14 protein-coding genes and 1 pseudogene are annotated in these 13,476 nt (G+C 43.6%); 2 read left to right on the top strand and 13 right to left on the bottom strand.

The genetic code is table 11. The annotated features are described in order from the left end of the window. Positions 1–11 precede the first annotated feature (11 nt). Positions 12–773: an SDR family oxidoreductase gene (locus tag JNE38_RS06880; RefSeq protein WP_203355862.1), complete on the top strand. Its 762-nt coding sequence runs from the start codon at positions 12–14 to the stop codon at positions 771–773. Between the two features lie 70 nt (positions 774–843). Here JNE38_RS06880 and JNE38_RS06875 read toward each other — a convergent pair whose 3' ends face one another. From JNE38_RS06875 to JNE38_RS06855, 5 genes are all read right to left on the bottom strand, one after another. Further along, the gene (locus tag JNE38_RS06875) at positions 844–1,383 is read right to left on the bottom strand and encodes a hypothetical protein (protein ID WP_203355861.1); all 540 of its coding nucleotides are present in this window, start codon (positions 1,381–1,383) and stop codon (positions 844–846) included. 161 nt (positions 1,384–1,544) lie between these two features. After that, positions 1,545–1,967, bottom strand: a complete 423-nt coding sequence (locus JNE38_RS06870) for a PepSY domain-containing protein (RefSeq protein WP_203355860.1) — start codon at positions 1,965–1,967, stop codon at positions 1,545–1,547. Positions 1,968–2,072: 105 nt separating this feature from the next. Beyond that, a complete protein-coding gene (locus JNE38_RS06865; RefSeq protein WP_203355859.1) occupies positions 2,073–2,819 on the bottom strand; it encodes a PepSY domain-containing protein in 747 nt (248 codons plus the stop codon). A 69-nt stretch (positions 2,820–2,888) separates the two neighbouring features. Continuing rightward, positions 2,889–4,244, bottom strand: a complete 1,356-nt coding sequence (locus tag JNE38_RS06860) for a sensor histidine kinase (RefSeq protein ID WP_203355858.1) — start codon at positions 4,242–4,244, stop codon at positions 2,889–2,891. Next, positions 4,241–4,936, bottom strand: coding sequence for a response regulator transcription factor (locus tag JNE38_RS06855; RefSeq protein ID WP_203355857.1), 696 nt, complete (start codon positions 4,934–4,936; stop codon positions 4,241–4,243). The genes JNE38_RS06860 and JNE38_RS06855 overlap by 4 nt, the downstream gene beginning before the upstream one ends. A 280-nt stretch (positions 4,937–5,216) precedes the next feature. Between JNE38_RS06855 and JNE38_RS06850 the strand changes: the two genes are divergently transcribed. Further along, on the top strand, positions 5,217–5,681 hold the full coding sequence (locus tag JNE38_RS06850; protein WP_203355856.1) for a phage tail protein: 465 nt from the start codon (positions 5,217–5,219) through the stop codon (positions 5,679–5,681). Between the two features lie 112 nt (positions 5,682–5,793). On the opposite strand, the gene JNE38_RS06845 is transcribed toward JNE38_RS06850, so the two are convergent. The 8 genes and pseudogenes from JNE38_RS06845 to JNE38_RS06810 form a co-directional block, all read right to left on the bottom strand. Further along, entirely contained in the window at positions 5,794–6,756 is a 963-nt protein-coding gene (locus JNE38_RS06845; RefSeq protein WP_238933578.1) for a PDR/VanB family oxidoreductase, read from the bottom strand. A 21-nt stretch (positions 6,757–6,777) separates the two neighbouring features. Further along, positions 6,778–7,242, bottom strand: a complete 465-nt coding sequence (locus JNE38_RS06840) for a dimethylamine monooxygenase subunit DmmA family protein (RefSeq protein WP_203355855.1) — start codon at positions 7,240–7,242, stop codon at positions 6,778–6,780. Continuing rightward, a complete protein-coding gene (locus JNE38_RS06835) occupies positions 7,239–8,189 on the bottom strand; it encodes a heme-dependent oxidative N-demethylase family protein (RefSeq protein WP_203355854.1) in 951 nt (316 codons plus the stop codon). The genes JNE38_RS06840 and JNE38_RS06835 overlap by 4 nt, the downstream gene beginning before the upstream one ends. A gap of 236 nt (positions 8,190–8,425) precedes the next feature. Further along, entirely contained in the window at positions 8,426–10,570 is a 2,145-nt protein-coding gene (locus tag JNE38_RS06830) for a PAS domain-containing sensor histidine kinase (protein ID WP_203355853.1), read from the bottom strand. A gap of 70 nt (positions 10,571–10,640) precedes the next feature. Beyond that, complete coding sequence (locus JNE38_RS06825) at positions 10,641–11,063, bottom strand: VOC family protein (protein ID WP_203355852.1); 423 nt, start codon at positions 11,061–11,063, stop codon at positions 10,641–10,643. Between the two features lie 177 nt (positions 11,064–11,240). After that, positions 11,241–11,523, bottom strand: a pseudogene (locus JNE38_RS30930) (cytochrome P450); the annotation flags it as partial. 101 nt (positions 11,524–11,624) lie between these two features. Beyond that, positions 11,625–12,932, bottom strand: a complete 1,308-nt coding sequence (locus JNE38_RS06815) for an MFS transporter (RefSeq protein WP_203355851.1) — start codon at positions 12,930–12,932, stop codon at positions 11,625–11,627. A 65-nt stretch (positions 12,933–12,997) separates the two neighbouring features. Further along, positions 12,998–13,285, bottom strand: coding sequence for an ArsR/SmtB family transcription factor (locus tag JNE38_RS06810; RefSeq protein ID WP_203355850.1), 288 nt, complete (start codon positions 13,283–13,285; stop codon positions 12,998–13,000). Positions 13,286–13,476: the final 191 nt, after the last annotated feature.

Here is a 13,476-nt window from a genome sequence, read left to right as displayed (position 1 = left end):
AGGGACTTTACATGAAACTGTCAGGGAATACCATTCTCATTACAGGGGGAAGCTCTGGAATTGGATTCGCTTTTGCAGAGCGCTTTATAAAGGCTGGAAATACAGTCATTGTTTGTGGACGACGTGAAGACGCACTTCAAAATGCGAAAGAAAAAATCCCCAGCCTCATTACTCGTGTATGTGATTTAGATAGGGAAACCGAGCGTGTTGCGTTATTCGAATGGGTAACAGCCAACTATCCAGAAGTGAATGTGTTAGTGAACAATGCAGGGATCCAACAGCGGTTCAATGTATTAAAAGCGGATGCGAAGAACAATTGGGGTTATTTCAGCAAAGAAATTACCACCAACATTGATGCACCATTTCATCTCTGTATGCTGTTCGCTCCGTATTTTGCAGCAAAAGAAGAAGCGACGATCATGAACGTGACGTCTGGGTTAGCTTTTACACCGTTTGCGATTGCTCCGATTTATTCAGCAACGAAAGCGGCGCTTCATTCATTTACAATGAGTCTAAGACACCAGCTTTTACATACGTCCGTAAGCGTCATTGAAGTTGCTCCTCCGGCAGTGAATACCGATTTAGGCGGAGCTGGGCTGCATACGCATGGAGAACCATTAGATGCCTTCGCCGATGGAATCTTCAAAGGGTTGGAAGAAGGTAAAATGGAGATTGGATATGGCACTTCTGTGAATCGCTTGCGCATGTCGCGAGATGAAGTCGACGAACACGTAGAAAACATGTATCAGTCAATGAAAAACACAATTGAGTAACTACGAATTGGCATCAAAAAATGAAAAGCTCGCCGCAGTTTGGCGAGTTTTCTTTATGCTGGGGAAGGCCTTATTTATTCTGAATGGGATGAAGAGGATTCCCTTTTATGATCTCTTCCACCTCTTCATATCCTTGCGGGAATGCGTTGTTATAACGAGCAGGCAGTGCAAACACATAATTCCTGTTGCGACCAAGCTCCGTAGGTTCGACAGGAGCCGCTCCGATATGGAACTTTCCGTTCAAAAGCGAGTTCCATTGATCAAGGGTAAATATCATGATGGGAATATCCTGCCGTTGGTTTTGAGGAGTCCACTGAGGATGTCTGATCGAAATCATCGGACCCGTTTCCACCGTTGTTTCACCAGCCTCGCCACCTGCCGCTAAGCCCTCCCACATGCCAGTAACGATCGAATAGTCTTTCCAAGTCTCAGGTAAAGAAAAGCGAAAACCATACTGATCATTTACGTATGAATGGGAACTGTCATTAACAGTAGGCTCACCAACTCGTTCCATGGCTTGCTTGTTTGTAACCCCGTAGTCTGTACACCCGATTAGTGAGACCGAGAACAATGTACAGATAAAAAGAGCCGCATACAACCTTTTCATCATACTGAGCCCCCTTCCCATCACATGATCTTTATCGTGATTCGATCTTATTGTAATCCTCCGCTCATCCAGTAGGAATGGGCTGAGCAAAAAAAGCCCGATAAAGCTGTAATAGCCTATCGGTGCCCTCTTGCACTGATACAACAAACTTGTTTGTTTCTAGCTCAGTCATCTGAACCGCGGCCCCTGTCACGGTGATCATCTCCGCCTCGGTCATCTGAACCGCGGCCCCTGCCTCTATGAGCATCATATCCCCTGTCGTCTGTTGAGCGCTCCGCTTTATGGAAATACGATTTCCCCGTTTCGCTATCGATCAGCACTTCGTACCGCACAGTTTCATGCAAAATCTTTACTTTATAAAAGGTACGCCCGTGTTCGAATTCCAGCTCAATGCTCAGTATGCGACCAGGGACAATCGCCCATGCCAGTTGCTTCGCCCGGTCAGCACTTATCTCTTGTTTGTGCGGAATCTGTGCAGTCAACGTATGGAGTTGGCCAGATGCATGGGCATCCGCTGCCGACACCACCCCTGTTCCCAGTGCTGCCAGCGCTGCTGCCGTTGATAACGCGATAATCACCTTTTTCATCTCAAAAACCTCCTACCCTCTTCAGATTGGCTGGTACATTTTGAAATATACCCCTTCCAGATGAGAGCAGAATAATAAGAGGATTAGAAAATGATGATAACCGTATCACTTGTGGTCAGAATGGTTATCGTCGTCCTGTTGTCGTTTGGACGAATCAAGATGATCATCATCATTGTGATGATCGTCCCAGATGACCGATGTGACAGCACCCGTGATCGCATTCACTTGGACATCTGCTTTTCTGTATCCTTTTTCCTTGTTATCCGTTTCGATTTCGATAACGTAATAAGAGCGGTTTCCAAGCTTCCTGAGTTCACTATCCTTCACCCTGCCAGGCACCTGTCGCGACGCCGCTGCGGCAGCTTCCTTTGACGAAATGATCGGTGATTCCTTCGGGTATGGACTGTTTGTGATTGGCGTTTCCGTGCTTGGCGAGGACTCCGTCTTTGTCGTATGAGCTTCGTCTTTCCCAACGGTCTGGGGGAGCTGCTTGTTTGGCGGCTTTTCCAAGGGATCCAAATTCACATTTGCGGCAGGAGTAGACGGGGAGGGTTCATTGCCGGGAATATAAGCTTGCAGCCGTTTGAGCGAAATCATTTCACCACTGTAGGCATCCACTTTCCATTCATAGGTCCCCCTTTGTGTTCGGAGATTGATCACATAAACACCTTCTTCTGTCAGCACGGAGGAAATCACTTCGCCCGCGTATTGTTGAAGAATGCTTTTTTCCACAGACTCTCTGGATAACGCTTGCGTGGTGCTCATCCACGGATCTCCTGTCAACAAGACTGCAAGCCCCGCAAGAGCCAAAATGGCGGAGGCTCCTGCAGCCCACTTCCATCGCTTGTTCAAACCACCACCCCCTCGGATCATGGTAGCCATTATAAACATTCTACATGAGAAATCCATTAGAATGGCTTTTCAGACTCGGGTCTCGCGCAAAGAGACTGTGACTGTCGTGCCAACGCCTTCCCTACTCTCCAAATCGATCCGCGCACCGATTGCGTCGGCAATTTCCTTGGCCAGTGACAACCCGAGTCCAGCCCCTCCGCTCTTTCTGCTTCTGGCTGGGTCAACTCGGTAAAATCGGTCGAATACTTTCGGTATATCCTCGAACGGAATACCGATTCCCCTGTCGATGATCCGAATCCAGCCAACAGCGTGAGAATGGCCAACCTGGATCACAATCGGCTCATCGCTGTATTTTCTTGCGTTATCCAAGAAGATGAAGAGAAGTTGCCTGAGCAAATTCTTGTCAGCGTAACCGATGACGCTTTCTTCCGTTTCTGTATAAACGTCGCGCCCATACGCATTTCTGAAGGCTTTGGCCGATTCCTCGGCTATCTCCAGCAGGTCGAGTAATTCCCAGTCCACATGCCACTTTTCTCGATCTCTGGCTAGCAAAAGCAGGCGCTCTGTCATTTCCTTCATGCGAATCGCCTCCGAGTGAATCGCATCGATCGACTCACGAAATAGGTCAGGGCGATCCAGACCTTTCCGTTTCAGCAAATTTGCATAGCCTTCGATGACGGTCAATGGCGTCTTGAGCTCATGAGAGGCGTTGGATACGAATTGCTCCTGTTTTTTGTAGTTTGACTCCAGCAAGTCAATCATGCGGTTAAAGGTATCACCCATCTCCATCAGCTCGTCCTCGGATGAATCCACCAATTCAAGCCTCTTAAAATGACCGCTGTCCTGTATTTCACGCATCGTATGTGTCATGGAAGAGATCGGTTTTGTGATCAGTGTGCCGAGCACTCGACTTGATGCGATCGCAGGAAGCAAAGCGACTGCCGTTACCGCAACCAGCACGAGGCGCAGTATGCGCAGGTTATCCTCCGCTTCCCTGAGACTTACTGTCACTTGGATATTGATGACTTCACCGTCCATCCATATGGTCGGTACGGATACAAATACATAGGGTAGATTTGCGTATCGGATGATTTCCGTCGTTTTTTCCGCGTAATACGATACCTCCCGCTGACTTAGCGCTGATTGGGATGGGGAGGTTATCGGTGGGAAATCGCCGCTGGTTTGTGCGACGATCCTCAGCATCCCGTCTAGAGGCACGTAGGCTCGCAGCAGCTCTTCCACGGGAATTCTTGCTCCCGCCTCACGAATGCCTCGTTCAATCGTGGCTGCCTGCGCTTCAACCTGCTCTCGTTGGCTGTTCAGGGTTAACCAGTAAAACAGATAGTAGATGGAAAGATTCATGACAACGAGCAGCATAGCGAACAAGACGGTAGAATAGAGATGAATCTTGCTGCTCAGCCTCATTTGCTTTCCTTTAAAACATAGCCGACGCCGCGTACTGTATGGATTAATTCCGGCTCGCGGCCTAAGTCGATTTTTTTGCGGACGTAGCGGATGTATACATCGACCACATTCGTATCGCCAAAATAGTCATATCCCCAAACGGACACTAGAATTTGCTCACGATTCAACACTTGACGCTTATTTTTAAGCAAATAGACGAGCAAGTCGAACTCTCTGGGCGTCAATGAAAGCCTTTCATTCCCTCTTATCACTTCTCTCGTACCTTCGTTTACTTTCAAGTCGGCAGCGCAAAGCCATCCATCATCCACGGCTTTTGGAACACCTACGATGCGCTGTCTGAGCGTAGCCCTGATCCTCGCAAACAATTCTTCGATTTCAAACGGCTTCGTGATATAGTCATTGGCTCCGAGATCCAGTCCGGACACTTTGTCCTCAACCGAGCTTTTAGCCGTCAGCAAAATGACAGGAGTTTGCGTATCTTGCACCCGAATGCGTCTGAGCAATTCGATTCCGCTCATGCCAGGAAGCATGGTGTCAAGTAGAATCAAGTCCCATTGCCCAGTCCGATACCTTTCCAGTCCTTCTGTGCCATTGTTTGCTCTCCCTACCAGGTACCCCTCCATTTCCAGCTCGATCTCCAAAATCCTTGCTATTTTTTCCTCATCTTCCACGATCAATATCGAATATTCCAAGGATTTGCCCTCCTCGCATGTCGATGCAGCATACGCGCTTGCCACTGCAGAACGCTCATCATGAGTCGGTGAAAAGTCACTATATTATATTCACGCTGAAATGATTGATTCTGCGGTACGCCACTTCCCAATGCCTGAATCACGCTTTCCCGAACGAAATGGGAATCACCACAGCCAAACGCGTGTTTTTTAATTCCATGTTTCTGTTAAATAAGATTGTTGTTTTACTGAACTACATGAAAATTTTGGTTATACTAGAGGAGAAAAGGAGGAATGGAAAATGTCCCATATCGTTGATTTTCATACGGTGTCCACGGTTGGATTAGAGTCTTCACCTGTAGCAGAAGCGCTTGCTGGTTTACGTGCCAATGAAGCCCGTTATTTTATGAACAAATACAAGCATGAATTTACGGTTGTACCCGCTAGTGAAAGTCAGGAGACCCTTGATTATGTGAACCGAATTTTGAAAGAGGAACGCGATATTGAGTTTGCGGCAAAACCCTTGGAAACATCGCGTTTTCAAGTGGAAAACATCAAGTTTGCCTACGTCTTTTATGAGGATGGTCTTGGGGTCAATGTCATGTATACGGTTGATGACCCTAAGAAGCGAGCCGTTGGTTTTAAGCTTTCGGAGGGGATGGAGGTACCACAGGAGTTAGAAGGGAAGTTCAAGTTTGCCAGGCAAAAGTCTAAACTAGCTGGAACAATTCGGGGCTCGTTTTTTGTCATTAAAAAAGAGTATTAAAGCAAGCAAACTCGCACGTTTAACAGAGCCTGCTCCATAAAGGAAAGGCAACCTATTTTCAGGCTGCCTTTCCTAGCATTTGTTACGCTATGCCCCGCCAGTTGCCTATCCACTATATATCAAGCACCAATCTTCCTCTCCCTCGCGAAACACAGCATAGCATGATTTGTTGTGAGCTGTGCTGTTCTTCTGACAGAAACGAGTCGAAGTGTACAATCTGTCCTTCATCTACCTTTATTTCGCAGGTCCCGCAGCCCCCTACGCGACAGGAGTAAGGAACCTTGATTCCCTTTTGAAGAAGTACGTCTAACAGAGAAACATTCGCTGGAACCTCCAGCTGTCCGCCGCTCTTTTTAAGATGGACTTGAAACGCATGCTGTTCCTTCTTTGCTAAAGGTGCAAACCGCTCCAGATGAATATGGAAGGACGGGTAGCCAAATGATTGCGCAGCTGCTTTAAAATCTTGAATCATGTTCTCGGGACCACAAAAATAAACGTGTGTGCCTATTCGATGATTCAAAAGGTGCGCCGGCAATAAGCGATTTGCGCCTTCGCCATTTGAAAAATAAAAGTGGGATTGATCCGGGAATTCCTGCCTGAGGTAATCATAAAAAGCACACTGCTCTTTTGATTTTGCTGCATAATGAAGCTCAAATGATCCATTCTTATCAACCAGCTCTGCCATCATGGATAAAAAGGGTGTAATGCCAATTCCAGCGGCGTAAAACACATGATGCTTCGCCTGAAAACTTAATGGAAAGTAATTCTTTGGGTAGCTAACGGATAAGCAATCGCCTACTTGAACATGTTGGTGCCAATAACGGGAGCCGCCAGATGAGTCTTCTGCTAATCGGACAGCTATTTCAAACAGTCCCCTCTCGGAAGTTGTGTTAAAAATCGAATAATGCCTTTCCAAATTCCCTGAAGGCTGTGGTAAAAAGGTTGTAATATGAGAGCCGCCGCTAAAGGACGGAAGCATAGAGCAATCAGCTGCCTGCAAGGTGAATCTTTTAATCGTGGAAGTCTCTTCTATAATATTTCGGACACGTACTTCTAATGTGGAATGTCGATGCAAGCTATTGCGCCCCCAGTTACATTAAAGTATAGATGTATACCCGAGATAGGCATCCAACCGGCGCGAATAATGGCTGGAAACTTCGAGTTTGATTCCACAATGCATGCAAGAAATGTGCGATTCATCGGCGACGTCATTGACTCCATGGCACTTACTGCAAATGACCTTCTTGCTTCTATTCCCCAGTGCTTTCATTTGCATTTCATATTCAGAAAACCCTGCCTCCACAGCCAGGCTTTTCAATCGGTTGACCCATTCCCAATTTCCAGCCATGTACAAATAGGTTCCCATTTTTTGCTGACTGAACCAAAGATCAAGGAAGGAATCAGATTCATTCTCTATTACGAGGAAATCAAAAGGAGCATTCTCTTCCATAGCCAGGCGAACGAGATCGTATAGAGACTCTGCACCATTTGAATCGGCGCAAAACAAATATTTTCTTTTCCCCTTTCTAAATGAAAGCTCCTCATGCACCGGAATCGTCATCTCTTTTTCAGTTCCTCTTCTAGATATTCGAGTACCTGCTTTCGATAGAGAGAAATACCCTTGTATTCTGAAATAAAGTCAGGGAGTTCGTGAAGAATCGCATAAAATTGCTCCAGCCAAGGAGTATGTTGAATGAACCTTTCTAAGGGAAGCATGTGTGAATGAATGGTAAATAAAATACCATTGCTTTTTGGCAGCCGAAACAGCTTTTGAACTTCTACCCTGAAATGCACGAGTTCTCCCGCATTTTCCTTTGTGACTTGCTTCCGGGCCTGACCCCATTCAGAAAAGGTTTCTAGCGAGGTATCTAACCTGCTGCCAGCCATAAGTGACCAATTTTTTCTTCCCCATGGCTTACCTGCCTCTATTCTCATAAGAAACTGCAAAATTCGATCATCCAGAGAGTCAGACCGAAAGCCGGGAATCGGTGAATGTATTTCTTTAAAACTCATGCCTAAGTCAAAATACAAGGACCAATTCGCTGGAAAGCACAGCTGTCCCGCATCCAAAAAGAGGTTACCATCCCGCTGCATCATGACGATTAAATCTTCTTGGACATGACGACCGATAAAATCTAAAGGCTCGATCCCAAGGGTTGTTCTGTCACCAAAGGTAAAGGCGATTTTTTCTTTTGTCTGGACGTTTGAAAATATCCACTTATCCTCTTTCTTTTCTAGCTCAAACTTATCCGGATAATACAAAACTAGATTGTGAATAATCAGGTCGACGATTTCCCATTGTGCTTCCATGGTGTGAGGAGAGGATTGATAGCATCTTTCCGGATGGTTTTTGAGCAGCTCTCTTTTCAGACTAATTTCATCTATGTATCGATAGGTCAGCTCTACGGGATTCTGTTGCGTTAATGGAATTGCGTTATTAGAGTATCGGTAGACATTGCTTTCATGAAAGGGATAAGGAAAAGACTGCACATCACGATTTGATTTCATATTTTCATCCTTTTCAGAATTTTTCGCCCATCGATACACACTATACAGAAAAACAGTGATAAATGAAACGGGTGGTCGGTCCGGTATTCGCCAGCTCCACGTGTTACCAAGCTTCCATGCGGAACCTCCGGATCACTCAGCCGACTTTCATGCTGTCTGCCCAATAACGTCACGAGGCTGCCGGATCGACTCCGACAGCCTCCCTATTGTCATTTGACCCATTCCGTTTGAAACTTTCAGCTATTCCTTGTGATGGGCAGGCTAATTTCAATCGTTGTTCCTTTATTCCATTCACTTTCGATATGGACTTCCCCAGAGTGATTTTCAACAATTTGTTTACTGACCATATACCCTAGACCTGTTCCGTTTTCTTTTGTCGTATAGAAGGGTTGACCCATTTTTTTAAGCATTTCTGCCGGTATTCCCGTTCCTTCATCGATAAAACGAACAATGACATGGTCATCATCTTTTTGCTTAATTTGAATCGTTAAAGTACCGCCTGTTTGCATAGCCTCAATGGCATTCTTAATGAAGTTGATGAACACCTGCTTCATTTGATTCTCGTCGCAATACACCCTTGCAACTCCCTGTTCAAACTGAGTAGCGATCTCTACATTACTCATGATGGCCTGAGTGTGCAAAAGAGTGACGGTCTGCATCATTATGAATCGAATATCTTTTGGTTCCAACTTGATGGGCTGAGGCTTTGCAAGAACGAGAAGCTCACTGAGAATTTGCTCAATCCGTTCACATTCCGATGCCATGATCGTGAAATACTCTTCTTTGTCACCATAACCCGACTTCATCAAGTAAATGAACCCTTTTATGACGGTGATTGGATTTCTGATTTCATGCGCGATTCCTGCAGCTAGTTGACCTGCAACAGTAAGCTTCTCAGAGTTTTGCAGCACCAGCTGAGACTTCTTCCACTCTGTGATATCCCGTAAAATAACGGACCAGCCGTCCATGTTCCCCTTTGCATCATAGATGGGGAATTTTGAAAAAGCGACCTCCAACTTCTCTCCATCTTTTCTGTACCGAACCGATTCTTCCCCTAAAATGAGTTCATCTGGTTTGATTTTCCCTTCAGATTGCTTGGCCTCTTCTAGCACTTCCGACGGAATAAACGGCAGGTCATATAAATGGAGTCCCAATATCTCTTCTTTCGCCCAGCCAAACGTGTTTTCGAATGCTTGATTCACGTGTACGACTTCTCGATCCAGATTAAACATCAAGATACTATCCACATTATTTTCAATAAAAGATTCCAGTTGCTTGGTTTTGGCTTTCAAGGTTTCCTCTGCTTTTTTTCTGGATGAGACATCACGGCAAATTCCTGTTAAGCCTATCACTTTTCCCGTGAGGTCAAGGATTGGGGAAAGAGTGGCGCTCACATGAATCAGACTGCCATCCTTACGCTCTCGAATCGTTTCTAAACCAACTACGGATGCACCCGTCTTTACTCTTTCGTGCATGTCTTGCATGCTCTCTTTTAGGAAATCCGGGATAATCGGCAGCTTCTTGCCTATCACGCTGTCGGCCGACCAGCCAAACATCGTCTCAAATGTGGGGTTGATTTCCAACACCTGATCTTCCAAATCAATGACCCAAATGGCATCGGCATTGTCGCGGACAAATGATTCCAGTCTTTCTTTCGTCTTCTGCAGTTCATCCTGCTCCGAAGATCGATCGGTTATATCTTTTGCGACTCCATAAACTCCGACTACCTCATCATGGACGATAATCGGCATATTGGTGACATCGAGATAGACGATAGAGCCATTTTTATGTACGACTTTCGCTTGATATCTTTGAGTGATTCCAGTTGCTGCTTTCCTATAATGGCCGAGTGTCTTTTCCAAGTCATCTTCGGCAACTAACGGTACGAACGATTTCTGCAAAAACTCTGCCTCGCTATAACCTAGCAATCGTTCCATTGCAGGATTTACAGTCAGATAATTCCCGTCTAAATCAAAAGAAAATACAGCATCCGGGTTTTGTTCAAACAACGACTTATAGTGCTGCTCTTTTTGTGAAAGTGCAATTTTTTTGTTGGTGATATCCTGGAAGTATACGCTTAGACCCGTTGATGAAGGATACGCCTTCGCATCAAACCATCTTTTCAACGGAGGGAAAAAAGCATCAAATGCAACGGATGTCTGTTCGCGGATCGCTCGATGATAATGGTCATAAAACGTTAAATCTACAGCCTCGGGAAATTCTTCCCATACATTTTTGCCTACCAAATCATTCCGACTCCGAAAAAGCAAGCGAGATGCCTCTGAATTTACGTACGTAAAGTTCCACTGATCATCTAACGCAAAGAAACCATCCGTTATCCTATCTAAAATCTCATAACCGTTTGCAATCGTAATGCTCATATGTATCCTCCCTTTACAGTTAGTAGTTAAAAGTAGATGACATCATGAGATGATACATACATGGATGCGGTTACCTTATTCTTTTGGAAATAGGATGATCGTTATGTAATTCCAGCAAATCCCACAGGTTCCCGTATAAGTCTTTAAATACGGCAACCATTCCGTATGATTGTTCTTTAGGCTCTCTTACGAATTCAATTCCCTTTGATCGCATTTCATGATAATCTCTCCAGAAATCATCGGTGTTTAGGAATAGGAAAACCCTGCCACCCGTCTGATTTCCGACAAATTCTTCCTGTTCCGGTTTCGATGCTTTTGCAAGCAATAATGTGGTGCCTACTGAGCCTGGAGGTGACACGACTACCCACCGTTTGTCTTGTTCGGGTTGATATGTATCTTCAACTAAAGTGAAGTTCAGCTTTTTCGTATAAAATTCTATTGCTTCATCATAATCTTTTACCACAAGAGCGATATGAACAATTGATTGAATCATTCTCTTGATTCCTCCCGATAAGATCGGCTAACCTCGTCTTTCCCTATCCACATCCATATTTTACAACTTTTCAATTATTAAGTAATCATCTCTTACGACTATTTTATGCTTAGCGTAACAAGTATAAAAAATGAGAATGCTGAAAAACCCGCACAGATCCTATACGGGTTTCGTCGCTCAGCGGCGGACTTTCATTGGTAAGGAGGATAAGGCTTGTCCAGCAGCTGAGGGCTGCAAACTTGACTCCAAATCAAATCCAGAGACCGGTTCTATTTGAGAGAATGCTTCTATAAAGGTGTGGAACGCTTTATTCGCTTCCAATCTCGCAAGTGGCGCGCCTAAGCAGAAATGCGGGCCATTGCCAAACGTTTGATGCCTGTTATTGTTTTCCCGGTGTCGCACTCATCCAGGCTATCACCGCATCACCTTTCTTCAATTTTACCCCTAGGACATCGTTATCTAGGTTCATCAGGAACCAGTAGTTTTTTCTGTTTCATGAATGGTAATCAATCGTTAGCTGACATTGCAGAACGTCTTGAGTAGTTTGCTGTAAATCTCATCTTACTCCGTACTCTTTCGTTCTACTATAGATAACACAAAAGAAAGGATTAATAGCACTATAAAGAAAGAGAAGGAAAAATTAGGATTTGGAGACATCTCTAATAATCGGCTGGATATGGAAGGACCAAAAGACATCCCTAAAAAGTTGAAGAGATTGTATACGCCGATCCCCATCGACATTTTCTCCTTCTCTATTGTATGAGGAACTTCAATATTAATAATTACAGTTAGCGCACTAAAACTTATATAGATAAATAATACTCCTAGTGTAATCATAACGATAGAATGAAGACCAAGAAAGATTAGAATGCTAAAACCTATTACTTGTAAACCAATAGATATAACCACTAATTTCTTGTTGCTTATCAAATGAACAGCTTTCCTCACTAGTAGACTAATCAAAAAGCCTACTATTGAGATACTACATAAGATGAGGCCAATTAGGATCGTTGATACATGAAATGTTCGAATGGCCTGTAAAGGAAAAAGAAACAAAATAGCTACCATGGCTGCATTATTAATAAAGCTAACTAAGATTAATCTGTTAAAAGAATAAGATCGGAATACGGAGAAATCAATAAATAACAAGACTCCTTGTTTTTTGCTATGCAACCCCAATAAGAGGATAGAAAGGACGCTTAAAATAAGCAAATAGCCATTTAATTTTACTCCTAAGATAAAAGAAATCACAAAGAGCAATAAATAAAATAACCCGGAAAAATCAAAGGGTTTCGTCACTTTCTCTTTACCGGCATATCCAGATGGGACAAAGTAGTATAGGCCAAAAACTGTGAGTAAAGTCAGGCTCATAACTAAGAATAAGGATGGCCATCCCCAGGCATGAGTCAGTATTCCTCCCATCAAAAAACCAAATCCAGAACCTAGAGACAAACATCCTCCTATTAATGTAAGAGTGACATTTCGCTTAGCTAAAGGAAGATATTGATTTGCCGTGATCATGGATAAAGCAATAAAAGAACTGCCCCCCATAGCTTGAATAATACGGCCTATCAGAACTCCACTATATCCATTAGATAAGTAGCCTATTACTGAACCAAAAGTGAATAAAAGGACACCAGTCATTAATAATTTCTTTATCTGAATGTAGGAAGATAATTTGCTATATGTGATTGAGCCAAAAGTAATAACCAATGTATAAGAAATAACAATCCAACTGATTGCAGAGCTCGTTACACTCAAATCTTTTGTCATATCCTCAAGAGCCACGTTAAATAAAATAGCATTAATGACACCAGATAGAACAATGAAACATAACGTTACAATGAGATAATGCGTCCTGTTTTCCATAAATAACTCCTCTTTAATCAAATAGTCATAAAACTTTAAAACTAACTGGCAAAAAAAAAGCTACTCTATAATGTAGCCAAAAATCCAGGAAGGTATTGTTTAAACATCTCGGTATTCAAAGAGACGTATTTCGTTACACCTTCTTGTTTAATTGTTACCAGCTGTGCATCAGATAAAATTTTCAAATGATAAGAACCATTTGATTTACTAATCCCTAAACTCCTTCCAATATCTGTACATCGCGGGCAATTTTCTTCTCGAGATAAGATACGAATCATATTTATTCTCTTTTCATCTGCTAATGCATTAAATATTTTCACTCTTTGAAGGTCATTTGTTTGTTCTATAGTCATAAAACTATTATATAATTAACAACCCAATTGTCAACTATGTTATTTTCCTTAGAGATGGCTGTTCCATAAAAATAAAGTTGTAGACTGTAAAATAAAGTATTAGACCGAAAAATAAAGTACTAGACTGAGAAAAAAAGTGTTCGACTGGCGGCCAGCTATTCAACTAATGGCATTTTAGCGTAGTAATGAAA

The organism is Brevibacillus choshinensis, from assembly GCF_016811915.1.
GTDB classification, from domain to species: domain Bacteria; phylum Bacillota; class Bacilli; order Brevibacillales; family Brevibacillaceae; genus Brevibacillus; species Brevibacillus choshinensis_A.
This window is presented reverse-complemented; position numbering and strand designations above follow the sequence as displayed.

What these genes read in the sequence shown, in the direction of transcription:
- JNE38_RS06880 (WP_203355862.1), top strand. Translation starts at nt 12, where the DNA reads ATGAAACTGTCAGGGAATACCATTCTCATTACAGGGGGAAGCTCTGGA.
- JNE38_RS06875 (WP_203355861.1), bottom strand. Translation starts at nt 1,383, where the DNA reads ATGATGAAAAGGTTGTATGCGGCTCTTTTTATCTGTACATTGTTCTCG.
- JNE38_RS06870 (WP_203355860.1), bottom strand. Translation starts at nt 1,967, where the DNA reads ATGAAAAAGGTGATTATCGCGTTATCAACGGCAGCAGCGCTGGCAGCA.
- JNE38_RS06860 (WP_203355858.1), bottom strand. Translation starts at nt 4,244, where the DNA reads ATGAGGCTGAGCAGCAAGATTCATCTCTATTCTACCGTCTTGTTCGCT.
- JNE38_RS06850 (WP_203355856.1), top strand. Translation starts at nt 5,217, where the DNA reads ATGTCCCATATCGTTGATTTTCATACGGTGTCCACGGTTGGATTAGAG.
- JNE38_RS06840 (WP_203355855.1), bottom strand. Translation starts at nt 7,242, where the DNA reads ATGACGATTCCGGTGCATGAGGAGCTTTCATTTAGAAAGGGGAAAAGA.
- JNE38_RS06835 (WP_203355854.1), bottom strand. Translation starts at nt 8,189, where the DNA reads ATGAAATCAAATCGTGATGTGCAGTCTTTTCCTTATCCCTTTCATGAA.
- JNE38_RS06830 (WP_203355853.1), bottom strand. Translation starts at nt 10,570, where the DNA reads ATGAGCATTACGATTGCAAACGGTTATGAGATTTTAGATAGGATAACG.
- JNE38_RS06825 (WP_203355852.1), bottom strand. Translation starts at nt 11,063, where the DNA reads ATGATTCAATCAATTGTTCATATCGCTCTTGTGGTAAAAGATTATGAT.
- JNE38_RS06815 (WP_203355851.1), bottom strand. Translation starts at nt 12,932, where the DNA reads ATGGAAAACAGGACGCATTATCTCATTGTAACGTTATGTTTCATTGTT.
- JNE38_RS06810 (WP_203355850.1), bottom strand. Translation starts at nt 13,285, where the DNA reads ATGACTATAGAACAAACAAATGACCTTCAAAGAGTGAAAATATTTAAT.